Genomic DNA, 23556 nt, shown 5'->3' with positions numbered 1-23556 from the left:
AAAGCGGCTCGCCCCCAAGCCGGGGCAGGGGAAAGGATTGTTCGTAAGGAGGCAAGGCTATGTCCGACAAGCCGCTCATGGCAAAGGCCACCGCCGTCTGGCTGGTCGACAACACCACGATGAGCTTCAAGCAGATCGCCGATTTCTGCGGGATGCACGAGCTCGAGGTTCAGGGCATCGCCGACGGCGACGTGGCCGCGGGCGTGAAGGGGTTCGACCCGATCGCCAACAACCAGCTGACCCAGGAAGAGATCGACAAGGCCGAGAAGGACTCGCTTCACAAGCTGCGTCTGAAATTCAACCCGGCCTCCGTTGGTGAGGAAAAGCGGCGCGGCCCGCGCTACACGCCGCTGTCCAAGCGTCAGGACCGCCCGAACGCGATCCTCTGGCTCGTGAAGTTCCACCCCGAACTGGCGGACGCGCAGATCTCGAAGCTCGTCGGTACGACCAAGCCGACGATCCAGTCGATCCGCGAGCGCACGCACTGGAACATCAGCCAGATGGAGCCGATCGACCCCGTCGCGCTGGGCCTCTGCAAGCAGGGTGAGCTGGACGCCGCCGTCGCCAAGGCCGCCGAGAAGCGCGCCAAGGAAGGCAGCGTGATGACCGACGACGAGCGCCGCAAGCTGGTCTCCACCGAGCAATCGCTCGGCATGGATCCCGAGCCGCGGATGCCGACCGCTATTTCGGGCCTCGAGACATTCTCGCTCTCCGACGGGGAAGAGGCCGACGATCCGCGCGACAGCGAAAGCGGGTCTTCCGAGGATTATCCGGACGCCGACAGCCTCTTCAACCTGCCCGACAACGGCGACGAGGATGACGAGGACGACGACCGCTGAGGTCGGCGTTTCTCTGTTACGGAAGTTTGCAGACCGGGGGCCTTTGGTCCCCGGCTTTCGTTTGTGCAGAGGTCAGAGGGACTTTCGCGCGTTCAGCGCCGCAGTGATCGTTCCGTCGTCGAGATAGTCGAGTTCTCCGCCAACGGGCACGCCTTGCGCCAGCGACGTCACCGTCACGCCCGGCAGTTCGTCGACGATGTAATGCGCCGTCGTCTGCCCGTCGATCGTGGCTCCGAGCGCGAGGATCACCTCGCTCACCGATTCGGCCGAGATCCGATCGCGCAACTTGGGAATGCGCAGTTCCTCCGGTCCGATCCCGTCAAGCGCGGACAGCGTCCCGCCGAGCACGTGGTAACGCCCCCTGAAGACCGCGGCGCGCTCCATCGCCCAGAGGTCGGCGACATCCTCGACCACGCATATCTGGCCGTTGGCGCGCTTTTCGCTGGTGCAGATGTCGCAGAGGTCTCCGGTGGCGATGTTGCCGCAGTTCAGGCATTCGCGCGCAGTCTGACCGACCCGCGTCATCGCTTCGGCGAGGGGTGACAGCAACACGCCGCGCTTCTTGATCAGGTGCAGTACTGCGCGCCGCGCCGATCGCGGGCCGAGGCCCGGCAGCTTTGCCATGAGCTCGATCAGCGTCTCGAGATCGTTGCGAGGATCAGCCATCCCTTACGAATTTTCGTCGAAAATTCGATATCGGTTTTTCATTGAAAAACCGTTACGGCGCGCGAGAAATTTCAAGTGCCACACGTGTCCCGGTTCAGAACGGCAGGTTCATGCCCGGCGGCAGGCCAAGGCTTTCGGCCATTCGCGACATTTCTTCCTGCATCTTGGTCTGCGCCCGGCCCTGGGCGTCCTTGATAGCAGCGAGGATCAGGTCCTCGACGACTTCCTTCTCGTTCGGATCGAAGATCGACGGGTCGATGTCGAGCGCCTTCAGCTCGCCCTTCACGGTCGCCGTGGCTTTCACCAGCCCCGCACCGCTTTCGCCCGTCACTTCCATCTGCTCCATCTGTTCTTGGAGCTCGGCCATCTTGCCCTGCATTTCCTGCGCGGACTTCATCATCTTGGCCATGTCGCCAAGATTGCCCAAGCCTTTCAGCATAGCTGTGTCTCCCGTTAGAGGTCCGGATCAACCTATGCAGGGCCGCGCCCGGTCACAAGGCGCTCACTCGTCCTCGAACGGATCCCATTCGTCCGGGACTTCCGGCAGCGCGTCGGCCTCCGCCTCTTCCGCCACGGCGCGGGCGGTGCGGACGTCGGTGATCTTGGCCTTTGGAAATGCCTTCAGCACAGCCTGAACCAGGGGATGCGCCGCGGCCTCCGACTTCAGCTGCAGGTCGGCGGCGTCGCGTTCCTCCGCAATCGTCGGGCCGCCGCCGGTCGCGACGGAGATCGCCCAGCGGACACCTGTCCAGCTTTGCAGCCGGCTGCCGAGCTTCTGGGCCAGGTCGGGCGGCGCTGTCTCCGTTGGCTCGAACTCGATCCGGCCGGGTGCGTAGGATACCAGCCGCAGGTTCGATTCAACTTCGACCAGCAATTTCACGTCGCGATGCGCGCGGATCAGTTCCACAACGTCCGGGAACGCGACATAGCGCGCCAGGGCGGACTCGGCCTTCACCGCGAGCGACCCGTGCGAGGTCGGCCCAGCAGAGCCGCCACCACCGGACAGATGTCCGCCAGCCCCGTTCGCGCCCTGCTGTGGCGCCGGTTGCGGTGCTCCGCCGCCGCCGTGCGGGGGCGGGGGCGGCGGCTGCTCGGACGACAGCTTGCGGACCAGTTCTCCCGGCGTGGGCAGGTCGGCCACGTGGGTCATGCGGATCACCGCCATCTCGGCCGCCATCATGCCGTTCGGGGCACTCGCGACTTCCTCGAGCGCTTTCAGCAGCATCTGCCACATCCGCGACAGCACCCGCATCGGTAGTGCCTCGGCCATCTCGCGCCCGCGATCCCGCTCTTCGGGCGACACGGTGGGATCCTCGGCGGCCTCGGGCGTGATCTTGATGACGGAGACCCAGTGACAGATCTCGGCGAGGTCGCGGATCACCGCCATCGGGTCCGCACCGTCGGCATACTGGCCGGACAGCTCGGTCAGGGCCGCGGCGGCATCGCCCCGCAGGATCGTGTCGAACAGGTCGAGCACGCGGCCCCGGTCGGCGAGACCGAGCATCGCGCGGACCTGTTCGGCCGTCGTCTCCCCCGCGCCATGGGAAATCGCCTGGTCGAGCAGGCTCTCGGCGTCGCGGGCGGAGCCTTCGGCCGCCCGTGTGATCAGGGCGAGCGCATCGTCCGCGATCTCGGCCTTCTCGGCGTCGGCGATGCGACGGAGCAGCGCGATCATCACTTCCGGTTCGATCCGGCGCAGGTCGAACCGCTGGCAGCGCGACAGGACCGTCACCGGTACTTTGCGGATCTCGGTCGTCGCGAAGATGAACTTCACGTGGGCGGGCGGTTCTTCAAGCGTCTTGAGTAGCGCGTTGAACGCGCTCGTCGACAGCATGTGAACCTCGTCGATGATGTAGATCTTGTAGCGCGCCGAGGCCGCCCGGTAATGTACGCTGTCGATGATCTCGCGGATGTCGCCGACGCCAGTGCGCGAAGCCGCATCCATCTCCATCACGTCGACATGGCGGCCTTCCATGATGGCGGTGCAATGTTCGCAGACGCCGCAGGGTTCGGTCGTCGGGCCGCCCTCTCCGTCGGGGCCGATGCAGTTGAGACCCTTCGCGATGATCCGTGCGGTCGTCGTCTTCCCGGTGCCCCGGATGCCCGTCATGATGAAGGCCTGCGCGATGCGGTCCGCCGCGAAGGCGTTCTTCAGCGTGCGCACCATGGCGTCCTGTCCGACGAGGTCGGCGAACGTCTCGGGCCGGTACTTGCGGGCGAGCACCTGATAGGCGGGGGCGTCGGACATCATTCACTCCGTCGGGACGCGGCCAAGGTAAGGCCGCCGCCGGGCAAGGTCCACCGGCGTTCCCGGCCAGGGCGAGGTTTGTAAAGGATCACGCCGCCGGTGACGTCGGCGCGACGAGCCGCGTTCGCGCCGACCGGCCGAGGCCGGTGGGAGAGCCGATGAAACACGCGGACTACCTGCATGTCGTGGCGCGGAACGACTTCGCCAGCTGGCCCGCCATGAAAGCGGTCGGCGCTCCTCAGGGATCGGATGGAGAACCATCCCGAGAGCGTCGTCGCGCACGGAATCGTCTAGAACGGTCCGACGGAACCGGCCCCGCACCTCGGCGGGGCCGGCCCGGTCTCACTCGATCCGCCGCTTTTCTTTCGCGCGGGCGGAGCCACCCCGGTAGAGCTTGTTCAGCGACCGTGCCCGCGCGCGAGTCTCGGCGATGGATTCGGAATTGTAGCGGTCCTCCCGCTTCAGCTTGTCCCACCGCTTCAGTCGCTCGGGATCCAGCTCGCCACTGTCGATCGCGGCTTTCACGGCGCAGCCTGGCTCCGACTCGTGGCTGCAATCGTTGAATCGACACGCAGCGGCCAGGTCTTCGATGTCGCCGAAGACCTCGGCGATTCCGTCGGAGGCATCGGCGAGGCCCAGCTCCCGCATCCCCGGCGTGTCGATCAGCCACCCGCCGGAGACGGTGCGCTTCAGAAAACGGGCGGTGGTCGTGTGCCGGCCCCTCGCATCGTCCTCGCGGATATCCTGGGTGAGGTCCGACGCGCCGGTGAGCCCGTTTGTGATCGTCGTCTTGCCCACACCGGACGATCCGACGAGCGCCATCGTCTGACCCGTGCCGACCCAGCCGGACAGCCGCGACAGCTCCCCCGGATCGGTCGCGTCGAGCGTCTCGGCAACCGCAAGCGGCGAAAGTGCCGTGGCGCGGTGCCGGTACTCGTCCGGATCCTCCGCCATGTCGGCCTTCGTCAGCAGGATCAGCGGCATGCATCCGGCGCTGGATGCCAGCGCGAGGTAACGCTCCAGCCGCGCCTCGTTGAAGTCGGAGTTGCAGGAGGTGACGATCCCCAGCGTGTCGACGTTCGCCGCGATCAGTTGCGTCCGCGCCTCGCGTCCGGCCGCCTTGCGCTTGATGGCGCTAAACGGCTCCAGCCGACGGATAATGCGGTGCGAGTCGGGATCGAACAATGTCCAGTCCCCGACGGCGAGCTCTCCGGTGGACAGGCCCTGCGGACAAGTCAGGACCAACGGCCCGTCAGGAGACAGGGCCGAGACGCGGTCACGGTCGATACCGGTCAGCCGGGCCGCGTCGGGCTCGGTGATTTCGCCGCACTGCAGGGCGAAATGGTGGCGCCAGCCGAGGTCGGCGCGCGAATAAATTGTCATTGGTTTTTCTTTCGGAACAATGGCTTGAACCCGAGCCGCGTAGGCAACGGGAACTGGCCGGGCGGCTTAGACCGCGCCCGGGAGGTGCGCTGCGACAATCATCCTGGCCCTCCCCTGTCTCCGAAAAACGAGGCAATCACGTAGTCTTAGGTGAGAGGCTGACAACGACCCAAGCGTGGCTCGTTACGGCTGCTTCCTTCCGGACCTGACCGGGTTGGCGAGGTGCCTGCCCGCGCCAACCTCTCGACAAGAGGACTTAGCCATCCCGACCCCGAAACGCAAGCCTCGTGGCCTCGAAGAGTGCACACGACCCGCACGACTTTGCCGGTCGTCGGGAAAGCCGATGCCGGTGAGGTCACCCTGCAGATTGCGTGTCGCGCGTGAGCCGGAGCAGCCCGAGCGTGCCTTCGCGGATCGCGCCCCTTTCATCCGGCGGGTCAGGCGGCATCTGTCGACCGTGTTTCAACCTCAGGTTTAACGCCCGCGACAGATGCGGAAAAGCCAGATTGCCAAGCGTTTTGTCGCATGCGACGGGAGATGCATGAAACTGGCAGAGACGGTGACATTCGGCGGGTCCGGGCTCGACCGAGCGGCAGAGCTTCGGCGCGATCCGGCGGAGCTCGACCGTCTGGCCGCGACTCCGGAAGCGCGGACACTTCTTCTCTGGCGGGGCATGATCCTTGCGGCGCCGGACGGATCGGCGCTGACCCGGCTCCCGGAAGAGTCAAAGGTCCTGTCCGGCACGACGGACGAACGGATCTTCGTCGGCCGGGACGAGGCGGGACCGGTCTTTGCCAAAGAGCTCGCCCCGTGGGAGCCCGACCTGCCCGAGGACGCGCCGAAACCTGCGCCGTTCTCTTCGGTCTCGGTCGCACACCCGGACGCGCCCGACGGTGCGGAGTTCCACGACCTGCGCGCCATCATGACCGCCCTCACGCCGCGCGAGGCTGAACTCGCGGCGACCGCGAAGGCCCTGTTCGGCTGGCATGCGAGCCACGGCTTCTGTTCCGTCTGCGGACAGCCGAGCGAGATGGTCGACGGCGGCTGGCAGCGCCGCTGCCCGGACTGCGGCGGGCATCATTTTCCGCGCACAGACCCCGTGGTCATCATGCTGGTGGTCAAGGGAAATTCCGTTCTTCTCGGACGATCGCCCGGCTGGCCGGACGGCATGTTCTCCCTCCTCGCCGGCTTCATCGAACCGGGAGAGACGATCGAGGCGGCGGTCCGCCGCGAGGTCTTCGAGGAAACCCGCGTCAGGGTCGGCAAGGTGAACTACCTCGCCAGCCAGCCCTGGCCATTCCCCGCGTCCCTCATGCTCGGCTGCATCGGCGAGGCGGAATCGACGGAGATCGAAGTCGACCCCGTCGAGATCGAGCAGGCCACATGGGTGAGCCGGGAACGGATGCTGGACGTCTTCGCCGGTACGGATCCCGTCATACGAGCGCCGCGCGGCGGTGCCATTGCCGCCTTCCTGTTGCGCTATTGGCTGGCTGACAGGCTCGATTGAACGAAGAATCAACGAAAGAGGATCAGAAGGGCGGCCATGAAGTTCTCCACGCGCGAAGATATCGAAGCTCCGATCGACCACGTGTTCGCTCACGTCACCGACCATGCGACGTTCGAACGTCAGGCCCTGCGCCGTGGCGCGGATGTGCAGCGGCTCGATGGCGGAACCGGGATCGGCGTCGGATCGCGCTGGAAGGTCGGCTTCAATTTCCGGGGCCGGCGCCGCGACCTCACCGCCACCGTGACGACCTTCGATCCGCCGAACAGCATCAGCGTCGGCGCCACGACGACCGGCATCGACGGCCTCACGACGATCGACCTCGTCCAGCTGTCGCGCACGCGCACCCGGCTCATGGTCGCGATCGAGATGCGGCCGACGACGCTCGCCGCGCGCCTGATGATCCAGTCGCTGAAGCTCGCCAAGAGCAGTCTCGACAAGCGTCTCAAGGATCGGATGGCGAAGGTCGCCCGCGAGATCGAGATCAGTCACCGGGAAAAGGTCTGAGCTCAGCCTTTCAAGCGGTAGACCGACACATGGGATCGGCTGTCGCCCGTGAAGGGCGCGCCGGACCAGTCCGCTGACCGACTCTCCAGTTCGAACCCAGCCAGCTCGCCCATGAGGTCGAGCTCCGACGGCCAGATGTAGCGATGCGGAGAGCGGAACAGCCGCGCCTCGCGACCTTCCGCGAACCTCACATGGTGCGAGACGAGGTGCTGCGTCACGACATCGAACGTATCGACGAGGATATATCCGTCCTCCGACACTTCGACCGTCGCCTGCGGCGCGGCGGCGCGGGGCAATTGCGGCACCCAAAGCTCGATGACGAAGCGGCCGCCGGGGGCGAGATGCCGGGCGGCGTTGCGGAAGCACTCGACCTGCTCCGCCTGTGTCATCAGGTTCGCGATCGTGTTGAAGACGAGGTAAGCGAGAGAAAAGTCACCGGGCACCTCGGCGTCCACCATGCTGCCCTGAACGACCGGGATCGTTGCCGCGTCCACCTTGCTGCGCAACTGCGCGATCATCGGCGCCGACAGTTCGATCCCGCTGACCGGCACGCCAGCGTCCTGAAGCGGCACCGCGACCCGGCCGGTCCCGATCGCGAACTCGAGCGCCGGACCGCCGTTCGCCAGCCGTTTCAGCGTCTCGACGGTTGGACCGATCACCTCGGGCGCGAACATGCCTTCACCGGGAGTGTCGTATTCTTCCGCCGCTTCGCGGTCCCAGACGTCCTCCTGGCTCAGCATCGCGCTCTCAGTCACTGTTGGGTCGGGGTCGCTCGTAGCGGCGCGGGTTGGCCGGGAAGACACCCATCAGCCGCAGCCGTTCGGTGAAATAGTCGAGCTCGTCGAGCGCAAGCTGCACCGAGCGGTCGTCGGGGTGGCCCTCGATCTCCGCATAGAACTGCGTCGCGGAGAAGTTGCCGTCGACCATGTAGCTTTCCAGCTTGGTCATGTTGATCCCGTTCGTCGCGAACCCGCCCATCGCCTTGTAGAGCGCGGCGGGGATGTTGCGGACCCGGAAGATCAGGCTGGTGATCATCGCGCTGTTGCCCCGGCGCGAGAAGTCCGGCTCCCGCGACATGATGAGGAAGCGCGTCGTGTTGCGGTCGTGATCCTCGATGTGGCGCGCCAGCACGTTCAGCCCGTAGGCCTGCGCGGCGAGTTCCGAGGCGAGCGCGGCCTCGGCGTAGTCGCCGTTCTCGGCGACGTCGCGGGCGGCGCGGGCATTGTCTGTCCAGTCGAGCGTTTCGAGTTCGTGGTCGCGGATGAATTGCCGCGCCTGGCCGAGCAGGATCGACATCGACCGAACCCGGCGGACGTCCGACAGTTGCGCACCGGGCACGCCCAGCAGATTGATCCGCACCCGCAGGAAGTGCTCGTCCACGATGTGCAGACCGCTTTCCGGCAGCAGGTGGTGGACGTCGGCGACACGTCCGTATGTCGAATTCTCGATCGCGATCATGCCGAGTTCGGCATCACCTTTTCGCACGGATTCAATCGCATGCTCGAACGTAGGGCAGGGCAGCGGCTCCAGATCGGGCCGCGCTTCGACACAGGCCTGATGGCCGTAAGCGCCGAGTTCGCCCTGGAACGCTATTCTTCCAGGCATCCCTCTTGCTCCCCCCGGAGCGGCAAAATGGGCATTTCGTCGCGGTGCTACATCTTGCACAGGCCGTCTTGAAGCGGATACATGGGCGCGAAATTCAGTTCGAGGCGGATCGCGACATGTTCGACACAATGACCATGACCAAGATCATCGGCGGGTTCTGCGGGACCTTCCTGATCTTCCTGCTCGGTGGCTGGGCCGCGGAAGGCATCTACCACCCCGGCGGTCACGGTGAAGGTGAACAGGCCTACTCGATCGCTGTCGAGGAAAGCAGCGAGGGTGGCGACGGCGCCGCCGAGGAAGAAGGCCCGGCCTTCGAGGAAGTCTTTGCAGCCGCCGATCCGGCCGAGGGCGAAGGCCTGTTCCGCAACTGCCAGACCTGCCACTCGCTGGAGCCGGGCGAAAACCGCACCGGTCCGTCGCTGGCCGGTGTGGTCGGCCGCCCGGTCGATGCGGTCGAAGGCTTCAGCTACTCCGGCGCGCTGGAAGAGGTCGTCGAGACCTGGACCCCCGAGAACCTGAACCACTTCATCGAGAACCCGCGCGGCTTCGCGCCGGGCACCGCGATGTCCTACGGCGGCATGCGCCGGATCGAGGATCGCGCGAACCTCATCGCCTATCTCGAGACGGTCGGCGGCTGAGCGCCTCGCAATCTCCGCCGCACCAAAGCGGCCCCGAACGGCGCGGATTTCCGCGCCGTTTTGCGTTCGACTCCCCCTCTTCCGGCAACAGGGCTACGGCACACGGCCGATCACGGGCTGCTGACGATTTCTCGCCTTGATTGTTCGTCAGCCTGCCTTTTAGCTACAGGTCTTAGTCGAGAGGCCCGGAAAACGGGTCCCGCAGATCAAGCTGCACACGACAGGAGAGGTATCATGTCCCGTCACACGTCCCGTTCGGTTGCCGTTCCCGCAAGCGCCCCGTTGGGCGGCAAATGGGGCACCGCCCTCGGCGGGTCGCTTCTGCTCGTCGGCACGCTTCTTTGGGCCGTCGACGCCCGCGCGCAGGAGACCGACGCCGAGCCCGAGGCAGACGTGTCGGACAGCGAAGTGATCGAGAGTCACGGCTACGCCAATTTCGGCGAGCTGATGTACCCCGCGGACATGGAACACCTGAACTACGTGAACCCCGACGCCCCCAAGGGCGGGGAGATCGCGATCTGGTCGCAGGGCACCTTCGACAGTTTCAACCTCTATGCGTTCCAGGGCGTCGCCGCCGCGCTCTCCACGATCAGCAGCGAAGCGATCCTGACCGGCACCGCCGACGATCCCTACGGGATGTATTGCTTCCTCTGCACGACGATGGAGTACCCGGAGGACCTGTCCTACGTCATATTCAACCTGCGTGACGACGTGACCTTCCAGGACGGCACGCCGATGACGGCCGAGGACGTGAAGTTCTCGATGGAGCTCTTTCTCGAGCAGGGCATCTCAGAGTTCCGGGTCGTGCGGTCCACGTGGCTCGACACGGTCGAGGTGCTGGACGATCACACGGTCAAGTTCACTTTTACCGACGACGCGCCGATGCGCGACCGGATCAGCTTCGCCGGCGGCACACCCGTCTTCTCCAAGGCGTGGTTCGAGGAAACCGGTCAGCGCCTCGACGAGCCGAGCGAGGAGCCGTTGATGTCGACCGGGCAGTACATGCTCGACAGTTTCGACTACAACCGGCAGATCATCTACCGCAGCAACCCGGACTACTGGGGCGCAGACCACCCGTTCAGCATCGGCCGCGGCAACTTCGAGACGATCCGTGTCGAGTATTTCGCCGACGGCGCCGCCGCATTCGAAGGCTTCAAGGCCGGCGAATATACCTTCCGGTCCGAGAACACCTCGCTCCTCTGGGCGACCGGCTACGACTTCCCCGCGCTCGACAACGGCTGGGCCGTGCAGGAGACGATCCCCGACGGCACCGTCGGGACGCGGCAGGCCTTCGTGTTCAACATGGACCGCGAGAAGTGGCAGGATCAGCGCACCCGCCAGGCGGTCGAACTGATGTTCAACTTCGAATGGTCGAACGAAACGCTGTTCTACGGCCTCTACGCGCGGCCGGAGTCCTTCTGGCCGAACACCGACCTCGCCGCGATGGGGACGCCGACCGAAGGCGAACTGGCGATCCTCGAGCCGTTGGTCGAGGAAGGCCTGCTGGATGAGAGCATCCTGACCGCGGAGGCCGTGATCCCGCCGGTCAACGATCCGGGCGAAAACCGGCCCGGTCGCGGTGCGCTGCGCGAGGCGACGCGCCTGCTGACCGAAGCCGGCTGGGAGATCGGCAACAGCGGCTACTACGAAAAGGACGGCGAAGTGCTCGAGGTGGTGATCCTCCAGTTCTCTCCGCAGTTCGATCGCATCGTGAACCCCTACATCGAGAACCTCGAGGCGCTTGGCGTCCGTGGTGTTCTGGAACGGGTCGATTCCTCGACGTACCAGGAACGCCGCCTGTCCGGTGACTTCGACCTCACCAACGCGGGCTTCTCCATGTCGCTGGAGCCCGGCACCGAACTGAAGCAGTGGTTCAGCTCCGAGACGGCGGGCGAAAGCTCCCGCAACCTCCAGCGCCTCCAGAGCGAGGCAGTCGATCGGCTGATCCCGCTGGTGACCGAGGCCGACACGCTGGAAGAACTGCAGAACTCGACCCGCGCGCTGGACCGCGTGCTGCGCTCCCTCCACTTCGAGGTGCCGCAGTGGTTCAACAGCGAGCAGTGGGTCGCCTACTACGACATGTTCCGCCACCCGGAAGAGCTGCCGCCCTACTCGGTCGGACAGCTGGACTTCTGGTGGTATGACGAAGAGGCGGCGGCCGAACTCGAAGCCGCCGGGGCATTCCAGTAATCCCGGAATGACTGTACCCCATCCCGGATTTGTGACGTCCGGGCGGGCCCTCCGGGACCTGTCCGGCCTTGCCGCCGACGCCTGTTCCGTGTCTTACGTCCTGCCGACGGAACAGGTCGAGGTCGTCGCAATCCCGGCGACCAGGTAGCGGAGACCGTATGGGCGCATATATCCTGAGGCGGCTGTTGCTGGTGATCCCGACGCTTCTCGGGATCATGATCATCAACTTCGCGCTGATCCAGTTCGTCCCCGGCGGCCCGATCGAACAGATCATCGCCCGCCTCGAAGGCAACGGCGACGTATTCGAAAGCTTCGCCGGCGGTGGCTCCGAAGTGATCGAGAGCGGCGACAGCGACTACATCGGCGCGCGCGGCCTCCCCGCCAACTTCATCGAGGAACTCGAGCGCGAGTTCGGCTTCGACAAGCCGCCGCTCGAACGGTTCCTGACGATGATGTGGGACTACATGCGCTTCGACTTCGGCGAGAGCTACTTCCGCAACATTTCCGTCGTCGACCTCGTGCTCGAGAAGATGCCGGTGTCGATCACGCTTGGTCTCTGGTCGACGCTGATCGCCTACCTCGTCTCCATCCCGCTCGGCATCCGAAAGGCGGTGCGCGACGGCTCGCCCTTCGACACGTGGACCTCCGGTGCGATCATCGTCGGCTACGCGATCCCCGGTTTCCTGTTCGCGATCCTGCTGATCGTGCTGTTCGCCGGCGGCAGTTACTGGCGGATCTTCCCGTTGAGGGGCCTGACCAGCGACAACTGGGAAGACCTGAGCCTGATCGGCAAGGCGCTCGACTACTTCTGGCACATCACGTTGCCGGTGCTCGCCTCAACCATCTCCGCCTTCGCGACGCTGACGCTGCTGACGAAGAACAGCTTCCTCGACGAGATCAAGAAGCAGTACGTGATGACCGCCAAGGCCAAGGGCCTGCCGGAGCGCAAGGTCCTCTACGGCCACGTCTTCCGCAACGCGATGCTGATCGTGATTTCCGGCTTTCCGGCACTGTTCATCGGCGTGTTCTTTGGTGGCTCGCTCATCATCGAGACACTGTTCAGCCTCGATGGGCTCGGCAGGCTTGGTTACGAGGCCGCCGTCGCACGGGACTACCCTGTGGTGTTCGGCACGCTGTTCACCTTCTCGCTGATCGGGCTTGTGGTCGGCATCCTGACCGACCTGACCTACGTGCTGATCGACCCGCGCATCGACTTCGAGGGGAGGGGATAGATGGCCACGCCCGAACCGTCCGAGCGCCAGACCGGCACGTCCCAGCAAGAACCGATGCCGGGCATGGCCGCGGCCCCGAACCGCAAGCGCCCCGTCCTGTCGCCGCTGAACCAGCGCCGCTGGCGCAACTTCCGCCGCAACGGGCGGGCCTTCTGGTCGCTCTGGATCTTCACGCTGCTCTTCGGGCTCAGCCTGTTCGCGGAGTTCATCGCCAACGACAAGCCGGTCCTCGTCAGCTACCGGGGCGAACTGCGGATGCCGATCTTTTCCTTCTACTCGGAGCGGGACTTCGGCGGCGACTTCCCGTCCGAGGCCGTCTACGGCGACATCGAAGTGCGCTGCCTGATCCAGACCGGCGGCCTCGCCGACGACTGCTTCGACGATCCGGTCGGAACACTGGATGCGGCGGAGGATGGCAGCCTCGAGTCCAATCCCGACTTCCAGGCGGGGTGGGTGATCTGGCCGCCGATCCCCTACAGCTACGACACGATCGTCGACGTGCCGGGTGTCGCGCCGTCTCCGCCCAGCCCGGACAACTGGCTCGGCACCGACGACACCAAGCGCGACGTGGTCGCGCGAGTGATCTACGGCTTCCGGCTGTCGATCCTGTTCGCGATCATCGTCACCGTAACCTCGTCGCTGATCGGCATCGTCGCCGGCGCGGTGCAGGGCTATTTCGGCGGCTGGACCGACCTCGTCTTCCAGCGTCTGATCGAGGTCTGGACCGGAACGCCGAGCCTCTACGTCATCATCATCGTCTTCGCGATCCTGGGGCGAAGTTTCTGGCTCCTTGTGTTCCTGACGGTGCTGTTCGGCTGGCCGGCATTGGTCGGCGTCGTCCGGGCGGAATTCCTGCGGGCACGGAACTTCGAGTACGTGCGCGCCGCGCGCGCACTCGGTGTGAGTGACCGGACCATCATGTTCCGCCATGTGCTGCCGAACGCGATGGTGGCCACCGTGACCATGTTGCCGTTTCTCGTGACCGGCGCGATCGGCACGCTCGCCTCTCTCGACTTTCTCGGCTTCGGCCTGCCGTCGTCGGCCCCCTCACTGGGCGAGATGACCCTGCAGGCGAAGCAGAACCTCCAGGCGCCGTGGCTTGGCTTCACCTCCTTCTTCACCTTCGCGATCATGCTGTCGCTGCTGGTCTTCATCTTCGAGGGCGTGCGTGACGCGTTCGACCCACGCAAGACCTTCACCGGTGGTGCGAAGACCGAGACGGCCGGCCCCGCGACGGAAACCGCCGCCGAGGGGGCGGCAGACCCCAGATGACCGATCAGATCCTGTCCGTTCGCAACCTGAACGTCCGCTTCAACCAGGACGGCAGCTCGACCCACGCGGTGCGCGGCGTCAGCTTCGACGTCGGCCGGGGGGAGACGGTGGCCCTCGTCGGCGAGTCCGGGTCGGGCAAGTCCGTCACCGCGCTGTCGACCGTGCAGCTTCTGGGGGAAAGCGCGACGCTCTCGGGCTCCATCATCTACGAGGGCGAGGAGATGGTCGGCGCACCGGAATCGAAGCTGCGCCAAGTGCGCGGCAACGACATCAGCTTCATCTTCCAGGAGCCGATGACCTCGCTCAACCCGCTGCACACGCTGGAGAAGCAGCTCGCCGAGTCGATCGAGCTGCACCAGGGCCTGCGCGGCCCGGCGGTGCGAGAGCGGATCATCGAACTGCTCACCCAGGTCGGCATTCGCGACCCCGAGCAGAGACTGACGAGCTACCCGCACCAGCTGTCCGGCGGACAGCGGCAGCGCGTGATGATCGCGATGGCGCTCGCCAACGGGCCGGACCTGCTGATCGCGGACGAGCCGACGACCGCGCTCGACGTCACGATCCAGGCGCAGATCCTCGACCTGCTCGCTGACCTGAAGACGCACAGCCAGCTCTCCCTGCTGTTCATCACCCATGACCTGACCATCGTGCGGCAGATCGCCGACCGGGTCTGCGTGATGAAGGACGGCGAGATCGTGGAACACGGCCCGGTGGACGAGATCTTCGACCACCCGCAGCATCCCTACACGAGAATGCTGCTGGAGGCGGAAAGCACCGGCAGCCCGACACCCGTCCCTGAGAATGCCGAACTGGTCGCGGAGACGCAGAACCTGAAGATCTGGTTCCCGATCCAGCGCGGCCTGATGCGCCGCACGGTCGGTCACATCAAGGCAGTGAACGACGCCAGCCTGTCCGTCAGGGCAGGGGAGACGGTCGGCATCGTGGGCGAGTCGGGCTCCGGCAAGACGACGTTGGCGCTCGCCATCATGCGGCTGATCCGATCCGAGGGGCGCATCCTGTTCCTCGGCAACGACATCCAGGGGCTGTCGCAAAGCAAGGTCAGACCGCTGCGCGGCGACATGCAGATCGTCTTTCAGGACCCCTACGGCTCGCTCAGCCCCCGCATGACGGTGGCGGAGATCATCGCCGAGGGCCTCGGCGTGCATGGTATCGAAAAGGGCGAGGACAAGCGCGTCCTCGTCGCAGAGATCATGGACGAAGTCGGCCTGAACCCCGCGATGATGGATCGCTACCCGCACGAGTTCTCCGGCGGACAGAGGCAGCGGATCGCCATCGCGCGAGCGATGATCCTGCGGCCGAAGCTGGTGGTCCTGGACGAGCCGACCTCGGCGCTCGACATGACGGTGCAGGTTCAGATCGTAGATCTGCTGCGCGAATTGCAGCGCCGGAACCGGCTGGCCTACATCTTCATCAGCCACGACCTGAAGGTCGTGCGCGCGCTGTCCCACAAGGTGCTGGTGATGAAGCAGGGTGACGTGGTCGAAGCGGGTCCGGTCGACCAGATCTTCGACTCGCCCCAGACCGACTATACCCGAGAACTGATGAAAGCGGCCTTCATCAAGGCCGGCTGACGCCGCTCGCCTGCGGCGTCGCCCCGCCCGCCGTCCCGTGGGCGGCGGGCGGACACTCGCCCCGTCAGCTGGGCGGGGCGATCATGAAGCAGGTCGTACCGCGCGCCTGAAGGCGGGCACAGGCGACCTCTGCGGTGTCGCGGGTCAGGCCCATGAAGTTCGCATCGAACCCACGGTTGCCCTGCACCACCCGGCGCAGCGACCCGTCGAGCGACGACATCTCGTTCAGAGCGACCCGCAGGAGGACTCGCTCCGCCTGGTACTGCGAGTTGTAGCGCCCGACGTTGATGCCCCAGTGGCGACCGCTGCTGGTCGACATGCGGGTCACGACTTCCTGCGGCGGTGCGGCGGGTGCGGAGGCCAGCGTGACGTCCTCCGGCCGCGGCGGCGGAGACGCGGCAGCGGCGAGCGCGGCGGCATCGGCCGTCTGATCACCGGTCGGTGCGATCGCGGCGGCCACGGCAGCCGTCACGAGATCCCCATCGACGGACGGCGGCGGCGCATGAAGCGCCAGCACGGAGGCCGGGCGCTCCGTTGGCCGCAGACTGTGCATCACGGCCCCGGCGACGCGCACCGTCCGCGTGCCCGGCTCGGCATTGTTGCCGAGGTAAGGCGGACGTTCGGGACGCACCAGCGCGACCCGGGCCGGCGCGCGGGAGAAGCCGAGGTCGAACAGCTCCATGATGCGCGCGTTGCGGTTGGCGGAGGAGGAGCCGCCGAACACGGTAGCGATGATACGCACATTGCCCCGCTCGGCGGAGGCGACGAGGTTCGAGCCGGCGGCGTTGGTGAAGCCGGTCTTGATGCCGTCGGCGCCGGGGTAGGCGTCCAGCAGGCGGCGGTTGGTGTTGGCCACCGTGCGCAGGCCGGCGTCCGTCTCGCGGCGCGAGAAGAGGTTATAGTACTGCGGCCAGTCGTAGATCATGTGCCGCCCGAGGATCGACATGTCGTAGGCGGTCGACATGTGCCCCTCCATCGTCAGCCCGTGGGGGTTGCGGAACGTGGTGTTGTTCATCCCCATCGCGCGGGCGGTGCGGTTCATCCGCTCGGCGAAGGCTTCCTTGGACCCGGAGATGGCGAAAGCGATGGCCGTCGCGCTGTCGTTCGCCGACTTCACCGCAGCGGAGCGGATCAGGTAGCGAAAGCGGATTTGCATCCCCGTCGTGAGGCCGAGTTTCGAGGGCGGTTCGGCCGCGGCCTCCCGCGGGATGGTGACCACGGTGTCGAGGCCGATCTCGCCACGCTCGATCGCCTCGAAGGCGATATAGAGCGTCATCATCTTGGTGAGAGATGCCGGATGAAGTCGCGTGTTCGCGTTGTCGGAGGTGTAGACCTGCCCGGTTCGGGCATCCATCACCATCTCCGCGTAGGGTGCCGCGCGTGCTGCCAATGGTGCGAGCGCTGCCAGTAGAAGAACGACACAAAGTGTCAGCCCCGTCCGCGCGGGGTTCCCAATACGACTTGCCATGCCGCCTGCCTCGATTTTGCCTCTGGGGATCCTGTTTTTATGGATCCCTCGGTTTGATTTGACAGAAGCGTAGCACGGAGGTTTGGGGCGCAAAAGCCCTTATTTAAAGCGCTTTGCGCCGCGGTGTTCGCGCAACACCACTCAGATGTAGGGGGTCTTTCAAGAATATGACCCCACATCGGCCAATGTGGCAAATTGAGGGCAAATGTGGCCGAAATGGGGCGCTCAGTCCGACAGGGCGAGCACCAATTGCTCCAGTTCGGACAGGTCGGCGATACGGCGGAATTTCGCGCTGTCCTCCGGCGCGTCGGCATGTTCGAGAGCGAAGGTCAGGTCGTGCGGCACGTGCACGCCGTAGCCGCCGGCGTCGATCGCCGGAATCACGTCGGAGCGCAGCGAGTTGCCGACCATCATCGATTGCGCCCGCCCATGCCGCGCGAATATCCGGCCATAGACCTGCGGCGTCTTGGCGGAGACGATCTCCACCGCGTCGAACAGATCGCCGAGACCCGACTGCGCCAGCTTCCGCTCCTGGTCGAGCAGGTCGCCCTTGGTGATGAGCGCGATCTCTGCCCGCCCGGACAGCGACTCGACCGCGTCCTTCGCATGGGGCAACAGCTCGATCGGGTGCCCGAGCATCTCCTTGCCTGCCTCGACGATCGCCGCGATGACCTCGCCCGGCACCTTGCGGTCCGTGACCTCGAGCGCGGTCTCGATCATCGACAGGGTGAAGCCCTTGATGCCGAATCCGTAGCGCCCGATATTGCGCCTCTCGGCCTCCAGCAGCTTTTCGGACAGATGTCCGGGCTCGGCATGGTCGGAGAGCAGCTCCGCGAAGTGCTCCTGCGTCATGCGGAAAAAACGCTCATTGTGCCAAAGCGTATCGTCCGCATCGAAGCCGATCAGCCAGTCCATTGAATTCTCCCGGTCCGGCCCCTTTTCATGCGGGGACGCCCTCATATATTATGGGCTTCACGAGAACGAACCGAAAGCAGGGATCCGATTTACGGATGTTGGCGGACTTCTACATGATGGCGGGCGGAAACGGCGACGACGGGGATACCGGCGTCAAGCTGGACACGCGTCCGAAAACGAAGCGGCCGCCGCTCTACAAGGTGCTTATCCTCAACGACGACTATACCCCGATGGAATTCGTCGTTCATGTGCTCGAGCGGTTCTTCGGCCTGACGCATTCGCAGGCGTTCGAGCTGATGCTCACCGTGCACAAGAAGGGTGTCGCCGTGGTCGGCGTCTTCTCGTTCGAGATCGCAGAGACCAAGGTCGCGCAGGTGATGGATTTCGCACAGCGCAACCAGCACCCGCTGCAATGCACCATGGAAAAGGAATAGGCGCCGCCGCGCCGCATTCATGTCCGCGTCCCGCCTAGACACCGCGCTCGATCGCGGTCTGACGCTGCCGGCTGCGCCTGTGCAGGTGCTTGGTCCGTCAGCAGACTACGACCTCTCCCTCACGCCCGATCAGGCGTTCATCGTCGCGACCTTCCGTCCCGACGTCCTCGCCTGGGAGGCGCGCGGCTACCGCGTCGTGCAATCGCCCGAACCGTCCGACGCGACGCTCGTCGTTGTGCCCCGGTCCAAGGCGCTTGCGCGGGACCTCGTCGCACGGGCCGGTAGCGGCCTCGTGCTCGTCGACGGACAGCGGACAGACGGGATCGACAGCATCTTCAAGGCCTGCCGGGCCGAACTCGGCGATCTGCCCTCGATCACCAAGGCGCACGGCCGGCTGTTCTGGTTCGAGGGCGCGGACTTCTCCGCATGGCAGGCCCCGCCGCCGTCGAAAGGGCCGGAAGGGTTCTACACGGCACCCGGCGTCTTCTCTGACGGGGCCATCGACGCGGGCTCTCGCCTGCTGGCCGAGGCGCTGCCGGACAAGCTGCCGCGCCGGATGGCCGATCTAGGTGCGGGATGGGGTTACCTGTCCAGCCGCGCCCTCGAGAAGACCGGCATCGACTCCATCGACCTGATCGAGGCGGAGGCGGTCGCGCTCGACTGCGCGCGGCTCAACGTTACGGATCCGCGGGCGTCGTTCCTCTGGGAAGACGCGACGACCTTCACACCGAAGGAGGCGTACGACGGGATCCTCTGCAATCCGCCGTTCCACACCGGCCGCGCCCCCGACAGCGCGCTTGGCCAGGCTTTCATCGCAACCGCCGCGCGCGCCCTGACGTCGCGCGGTCAGCTTTGGCTTGTAGCCAATCGGCATCTGCCCTACGAGGCCGCGCTCCGCGAGTCCTTCGCGGAGGTGGCCGAGACGGGCGGGGACAACCGTTACAAGATCTTCCACGCCTCTCGCCCGCGACGGTGAATCGTCCTAGACTTCGATCTTTCAAGGGAGCGTCCCGATGTCCTTTTCCATCTCCGGCAAGACCGCCATCGTCACCGGAGCGGCCAACGGCGTCGGCCTTGCGATCGGCCGGCACTTCCTGCGCGAAGGGGCGAACGTCGTCTTCGCCGACATGGACGAACAGGCGCTCGAGCACGAGATGGGCGAACGTGCCGCCGAAGAGGAAGCGGTCCGCATCTTTTCCGGCGACCTGCGTGAGAAGCTGACCATCGCCAACCTGCTGTCGCTCACGGTCGATGCCTTCGAGAAGGTCGACATCCTCGTGAACGCATCGCGCCAGATGCTGACCGGCAACCCGCTCGATTCGGAAAAGGACGGGGTGGAGGCGCTGCTGCAGCAAAACCTGATGACCTCGCTCCGCCTGAGCCAGGCCACGGCGAAGCGGATGATCAAGCAGTCCGATCCCGACGGCGAAGGCCCGGTGGGGTCGATCATCAATCTCAGTTCGATCGCCGCGCGGCGCACGCATCCCGAACTGATGGCCTATTCCGTCTCGACCGCCGCGCTCGACCAGATGACGCGCAGCCTCGCCGTCGCGCTGGCGCCCAAGCGCATCCGCGTGAACGCGGTCGCCTTCGGCTCGGTCATGTCGGCGAGCCTGAAGGGTGCGCTGAAGGAGAACAGCGATTTCCGTGAGGAGATCGTGGATCACACGCCGCTGAACCGGATTGCCGCGCCGTCGGAAGTGTCCGACGCGGTGCAGTACCTCGCCTCTGACGCATCGTCCTTCGTGACGGGCCAGATCATCACGGTCGACGGCGGCCGCACCCTGATCGACCCGGTCACGGCCCCCGCCCACTGACCCCGGAGCCTGATCCGGCGGAGCGCGCTGCGCGCGCACAGGATCAGCCCACCCTGCGGGCGGGCGGGTTCAGGGGGCTGTCTGCCCCCTCTGGGCCTGCGGCCCATTCACCCCCGAGAAATATTTGAAGCCCAAAGAAGGCCGGGCGCCGGTTTACTGCGGATAGGTCGCGAGGCAGGTCTGCTGGGCGCGCGCGACGCGGCTTTCCTCGGTCGCGATCCGGCTTCTCAGCTGCTGCAGCTTCTGACGCTCCGCGTTGACGTCGATGGCCACCGGGCGGGTCCGGTCGACCACATCCGTCTCGCGGCAGAGCTCGCGCTCCACGACCTGGCCCTCGTCGTTGCGCACCTCGCAGAACGTCATGCGCTCGCGCACTTCCTGGAATTCCTCGACGGCGTAGCCGCGCGCGACGTTCGCCTCGGTTTCGGCGGCGAGGCGCGTCAGCGTGCGCAGTTCCCGGCTGGCGCTGCTCAGGCAGCGTTCCTGCGGCGTCGCGCAGGCGGCGAGGAGCAGCGGGGTGCAAAGCAAGAGCTTGGTGATCGAATGCATTCTGGTCGTCCTTTGATAAGGGCTTCATCCGATGCTACTGCGGCGCGACAGTCAATCGGGGCGCAAAGAGTTGATGGAAGACGAAAAGCAGGAAGCCGCCGGCTGGTTTCGCGAGCTGCGCGATCGCATCGTGGGCGAGTTCGAGGCACTTGAAGACCGGCACACGGAAGGGCCGCTGTCCGACCGGCACGCCGGCCGATTCGAGGTCACGCCGACGACCCGGCACAGCGACGACGGGTCCGACGCCGGGGGCGGGCTGATGAGCGTCATGCGCGGCGGACGGGTGTTCGAGAAGGTCGGCGTCAACGTCTCCACCGTCTTCGGCACCCTCGGCGAGGCAGCGCAGACGTCGATGGCGGCGCGCGGTGTGCCCGGCATCGAGACGGACCCGTCCTTCTGGGCCAGCGGCATCAGCCTCGTGGCGCACATGCAGAACCCGCACGCCCCTGCTGTCCACATGAACACCCGGATGTTCTGGACCCCCGGCGCCTGGTGGTTCGGGGGTGGCTCCGATCTGAACCCGGCGATCACGTATGACGAGGACACGGCGCACTTTCACGAGGTGCAGCGCACGCATGTCGCGCCGCATGGCGCGGCGCTCTACGACGAGTTGAAGGCCTGGGCGGACGAATATTTCTACATCCCGCACCGCAAGCGGGCGCGGGGCGTCGGCGGCATCTTCATGGATGACCGCAACTCTGGCGACTGGCGGGCGGATTTCGGACTGGTGCAGGATATCGGACGGGCGTTCCTGCCGGCCTTCCTGCCGCTTGCCGATCGCCGCCGGATGCAACCCTTCACCGACGCCGATCGCGAGGCGCAGCTGATCCATCGCGGGCTCTACGCGGAATACAACCTCGTCTACGATCGGGGCACCAAGTTCGGGCTCGCCACCAGCCACGATCCCGATGCCGTGCTGATGAGCCTGCCGCCACTGGCGAAGTGGGTCTGAGCGTCAGCTGTAGGCGGCGTCGGCGGACACGTCCGGGTTCTGCGCGCGCCCGTCGTCCCGCGCTTTCGCGGCGGTGACGAGCGCGCGGAAGATCGCCCGCTGACGATGGGCGTAGAACAGATGCTCTGGGTGCCATTGCACGCCGAGCGCGAAGGGGTCGGCGATCCGCTCGACCCCCTGGATCATGCCGCCGGTATCGCGCGCCGCGACGCGCAGGCCCTGGCCGAGACGGTCGACCGCCTGACTGTGCAGCGCGTTCACCTTCATCGGCGCGGTGCCGGTGATCTCCTGCAGACGGGTGTTCGATTCCACACGCACGTCTTTCTTCGGCAGGATCGTGTAGACCTTCTTCGACCGCGTGAACGTGGCGTAGGCGTCCTGATCCAGCGTGCCGCCGAGCGCGACGTTCAGCATCTGCGATCCCCGGCAGATGCCGAGCAGTGGGATGCCGCGGGACAGGCATGCTTCCACGATCTGCCGTTCAAGCGCGTCCCGGTCGGGGTCGAGCCGCGCCTTGGTGACAGGTGCGCCGCCGTAGAGGTCGGGGGCGATGTCGTCGCCGCCGCCGACGATGACGCCGGACACGGTGTCGAGGTCGGACGGACGGCCCGCCCCCCAGCGAACGGCGCGGCCTCCGCCGATCCAGACGTTCAGCGCAACCAGCGGAAAGATGCGCCAGCCTGACCGGCGCGAAGTAGTGACAGCGATCACGGGGCGGCTCACGGCAGCAGCCCCTCGTCGGCAAGGAAGCCGGTCACGTGCTGCCGCCAGTCGGACCGCAGCTTCAGCAGCTCCGACCGGTGCTGCCGCCAGTCGGACTTGAGCCGCTCCAGCCGCCCGGTGTCATTCGCCAGCCGCTCGACCGTCACCCAGCGGTTCCACTCGTAGGCGATCGTCCATTCGGGGCGCCCGATCCGGCAGTCCGGCAGCCGATAGTGCCACGTCGGGCGCGACGACACGGCGCCGAGCCCATGCAGCGCGCTTTCCAGCCGGTCCTTGTCCAGCTCGCCGAGGATCGGGAGGACGTCGAGACCCCGGTTCCGCGTCGCGTTGTGGCGCAGGTAGAGGTCGAACAGCGTGTCGGTGTCGAAGTGCTCCGTCGCGGCGAGGTCGTCGAGGTAGGCGCGCGGGTAGGGATCCGAGAACGGCAGCACGCGGCGGCTCGGGTCGATCGGATCGGCGAGGCGCAGCCAGTCCTCGATCAGCGCGTAGGCCGTCATCACCCGGCCGAGGTCCTGCGGGTCAAGCGACGTCACCTCCGGGTTCAGGTGCAGTCCGAAGCCGTAGAACAGCCCGTCGCGCGAGCCCTCGGCACCGGCATCGGCCAGCGCCTGCACGAGGGTCTCCAGCAGGGGCAGCTGATCCTCTGCCAGCGGCGCCGTCACGATCTCCACCGGCACGACGGAGCGTGCGAGGTCGAGCGCGGCTGTCGCCAGCCTGCCGGTACGGTCGCGGAATGCGGTGTCGAGGTAGACTTTCAGGTCGCCGAGCCGAGAGCCTTCCAGAGTCACGGCATTCGGACCCGCGTCGCGGACCTCTCCGCCTGCGAGATCGCGGGCGACTTCGGCGGCCTTGGCTTCGGTCAGGCCGGAGAACTCGATCTCGACGCCCGTGCGGCGGGGCGCGCCGTTGTCCGTCATCGGCCGGGGCAGGCGCGCGAAGCTCTGGCGGGTGATCTGGTCAATCGCGTTCATGCCGGTCCAACCGGAGAGGCACCGGCGGGTTCCCGCTCCTGTCGGAAAGCG

General features: G+C 66.1%; 23 protein-coding genes and 1 other RNA gene. 12 read left to right on the top strand and 12 right to left on the bottom strand.

Annotated features, from left to right (window positions below; genetic code table 11):
* The first annotated feature begins 59 nt into the window (after positions 1-59).
* On the top strand, positions 60-839 hold the full coding sequence (locus I8N54_RS17225; RefSeq protein ID WP_140196699.1) for a DUF1013 domain-containing protein: 780 nt from the start codon (positions 60-62) through the stop codon (positions 837-839).
* 72 nt (positions 840-911) lie between these two features.
* Here I8N54_RS17225 and recR read toward each other — a convergent pair whose 3' ends face one another.
* The 5 genes from recR to ffs form a co-directional block, all read right to left on the bottom strand.
* Positions 912-1505: a recombination mediator RecR gene (recR, locus tag I8N54_RS17220; RefSeq protein ID WP_140196697.1), complete on the bottom strand. Its 594-nt coding sequence runs from the start codon at positions 1503-1505 to the stop codon at positions 912-914.
* 94 nt (positions 1506-1599) lie between these two features.
* Complete coding sequence (locus I8N54_RS17215; protein ID WP_140196695.1) at positions 1600-1944, bottom strand: YbaB/EbfC family nucleoid-associated protein; 345 nt, start codon at positions 1942-1944, stop codon at positions 1600-1602.
* A gap of 63 nt (positions 1945-2007) precedes the next feature.
* Complete coding sequence (locus I8N54_RS17210; RefSeq protein ID WP_140196693.1) at positions 2008-3753, bottom strand: DNA polymerase III subunit gamma/tau; 1746 nt, start codon at positions 3751-3753, stop codon at positions 2008-2010.
* Positions 3754-4095: 342 nt separating this feature from the next.
* Complete coding sequence (rsgA, locus tag I8N54_RS17205) at positions 4096-5136, bottom strand: ribosome small subunit-dependent GTPase A (RefSeq protein WP_140196691.1); 1041 nt, start codon at positions 5134-5136, stop codon at positions 4096-4098.
* A gap of 148 nt (positions 5137-5284) precedes the next feature.
* An RNA gene (gene ffs / locus I8N54_RS17200) (signal recognition particle sRNA small type) lies at positions 5285-5382 on the bottom strand.
* Between the two features lie 295 nt (positions 5383-5677).
* Between ffs and nudC the strand changes: the two genes are divergently transcribed.
* A complete protein-coding gene (gene nudC / locus I8N54_RS17195; RefSeq protein WP_140196689.1) occupies positions 5678-6643 on the top strand; it encodes an NAD(+) diphosphatase in 966 nt (321 codons plus the stop codon).
* Between the two features lie 36 nt (positions 6644-6679).
* Positions 6680-7147 carry an SRPBCC family protein gene (locus tag I8N54_RS17190; protein WP_140196687.1) on the top strand — a complete coding sequence of 156 codons (468 nt, stop codon included), beginning with the start codon at positions 6680-6682 and terminating at the stop codon, positions 7145-7147.
* Between the two features lie 2 nt (positions 7148-7149).
* Here the strand turns inward: I8N54_RS17190 and I8N54_RS17185 are convergent, their stop codons facing one another.
* Both I8N54_RS17185 and I8N54_RS17180 read right to left on the bottom strand, forming a co-directional pair.
* Positions 7150-7887 (bottom strand): class I SAM-dependent DNA methyltransferase, encoded by a 738-nt coding sequence (locus tag I8N54_RS17185; RefSeq protein ID WP_140196685.1) that lies wholly within the window; start codon positions 7885-7887, stop codon positions 7150-7152.
* Positions 7888-7894: 7 nt separating this feature from the next.
* Positions 7895-8752, bottom strand: coding sequence for a prephenate dehydratase (locus I8N54_RS17180; protein ID WP_140196683.1), 858 nt, complete (start codon positions 8750-8752; stop codon positions 7895-7897).
* A 116-nt stretch (positions 8753-8868) separates the two neighbouring features.
* On the opposite strand from I8N54_RS17180, the gene I8N54_RS17175 reads away from it, so the two are divergent.
* The 5 genes from I8N54_RS17175 to I8N54_RS17155 all read left to right on the top strand — a co-directional run bounded on the left by I8N54_RS17175 (position 8869) and on the right by I8N54_RS17155 (position 15676).
* Entirely contained in the window at positions 8869-9390 is a 522-nt protein-coding gene (locus I8N54_RS17175) for a c-type cytochrome (protein ID WP_140196681.1), read from the top strand.
* A gap of 234 nt (positions 9391-9624) precedes the next feature.
* Positions 9625-11580, top strand: a complete 1956-nt coding sequence (locus I8N54_RS17170) for an extracellular solute-binding protein (protein ID WP_140196679.1) — start codon at positions 9625-9627, stop codon at positions 11578-11580.
* A gap of 158 nt (positions 11581-11738) precedes the next feature.
* Positions 11739-12812 (top strand): microcin C ABC transporter permease YejB, encoded by a 1074-nt coding sequence (locus tag I8N54_RS17165; protein WP_140196677.1) that lies wholly within the window; start codon positions 11739-11741, stop codon positions 12810-12812.
* A gap of 54 nt (positions 12813-12866) precedes the next feature.
* Positions 12867-14084 carry an ABC transporter permease gene (locus I8N54_RS17160; RefSeq protein WP_231592729.1) on the top strand — a complete coding sequence of 406 codons (1218 nt, stop codon included), beginning with the start codon at positions 12867-12869 and terminating at the stop codon, positions 14082-14084.
* Positions 14081-15676, top strand: a complete 1596-nt coding sequence (locus I8N54_RS17155; protein WP_140196673.1) for an ABC transporter ATP-binding protein — start codon at positions 14081-14083, stop codon at positions 15674-15676. Before I8N54_RS17160 ends, I8N54_RS17155 begins: the two co-directional genes overlap by 4 nt.
* Before the next feature lie 64 nt (positions 15677-15740).
* Here the strand turns inward: I8N54_RS17155 and I8N54_RS17150 are convergent, their stop codons facing one another.
* Together I8N54_RS17150 and I8N54_RS17145 are read right to left on the bottom strand one after the other, a co-directional pair.
* On the bottom strand, positions 15741-17144 hold the full coding sequence (locus tag I8N54_RS17150; protein ID WP_140196671.1) for a D-alanyl-D-alanine carboxypeptidase family protein: 1404 nt from the start codon (positions 17142-17144) through the stop codon (positions 15741-15743).
* Positions 17145-17369: 225 nt separating this feature from the next.
* Entirely contained in the window at positions 17370-18059 is a 690-nt protein-coding gene (locus I8N54_RS17145; RefSeq protein ID WP_140196669.1) for an HAD family hydrolase, read from the bottom strand.
* A gap of 95 nt (positions 18060-18154) precedes the next feature.
* Between I8N54_RS17145 and clpS the strand changes: the two genes are divergently transcribed.
* From clpS to I8N54_RS17130, 3 genes are read left to right on the top strand one after another with little or no spacing between them, the layout of a single operon-like run.
* Positions 18155-18493 carry an ATP-dependent Clp protease adapter ClpS gene (gene clpS / locus I8N54_RS17140; RefSeq protein ID WP_140196667.1) on the top strand — a complete coding sequence of 113 codons (339 nt, stop codon included), beginning with the start codon at positions 18155-18157 and terminating at the stop codon, positions 18491-18493.
* A 19-nt stretch (positions 18494-18512) separates the two neighbouring features.
* Positions 18513-19469 (top strand): class I SAM-dependent methyltransferase, encoded by a 957-nt coding sequence (locus I8N54_RS17135; RefSeq protein WP_140196665.1) that lies wholly within the window; start codon positions 18513-18515, stop codon positions 19467-19469.
* 37 nt (positions 19470-19506) lie between these two features.
* Complete coding sequence (locus I8N54_RS17130) at positions 19507-20310, top strand: SDR family NAD(P)-dependent oxidoreductase (protein ID WP_140196663.1); 804 nt, start codon at positions 19507-19509, stop codon at positions 20308-20310.
* Positions 20311-20463: 153 nt separating this feature from the next.
* On the opposite strand, the gene I8N54_RS17125 is transcribed toward I8N54_RS17130, so the two are convergent.
* Positions 20464-20859: a hypothetical protein gene (locus I8N54_RS17125; protein ID WP_140196662.1), complete on the bottom strand. Its 396-nt coding sequence runs from the start codon at positions 20857-20859 to the stop codon at positions 20464-20466.
* A gap of 73 nt (positions 20860-20932) precedes the next feature.
* Here I8N54_RS17125 and hemF point away from each other — a divergent pair, with 73 nt between their 5' ends.
* On the top strand, positions 20933-21811 hold the full coding sequence (hemF, locus tag I8N54_RS17120) for an oxygen-dependent coproporphyrinogen oxidase (RefSeq protein WP_140196660.1): 879 nt from the start codon (positions 20933-20935) through the stop codon (positions 21809-21811).
* A 3-nt stretch (positions 21812-21814) separates the two neighbouring features.
* Here the strand turns inward: hemF and I8N54_RS17115 are convergent, their stop codons facing one another.
* Both I8N54_RS17115 and I8N54_RS17110 read right to left on the bottom strand, forming a co-directional pair.
* On the bottom strand, positions 21815-22534 hold the full coding sequence (locus I8N54_RS17115; RefSeq protein ID WP_140196658.1) for a gamma-glutamyl-gamma-aminobutyrate hydrolase family protein: 720 nt from the start codon (positions 22532-22534) through the stop codon (positions 21815-21817).
* Positions 22531-23505, bottom strand: a complete 975-nt coding sequence (locus I8N54_RS17110; RefSeq protein WP_197097648.1) for an amidoligase family protein — start codon at positions 23503-23505, stop codon at positions 22531-22533. Before I8N54_RS17110 ends, I8N54_RS17115 begins: the two co-directional genes overlap by 4 nt.
* Positions 23506-23556: the final 51 nt, after the last annotated feature.

The organism is Pelagovum pacificum (genome assembly GCF_016134045.1).
Taxonomy (GTDB): Bacteria; Pseudomonadota; Alphaproteobacteria; order Rhodobacterales; family Rhodobacteraceae; genus Oceanicola; species Oceanicola pacificus_A.
Note: the sequence above shows the minus strand (reverse complement) of the source record. Positions and strands in the feature narration are given on the sequence as shown.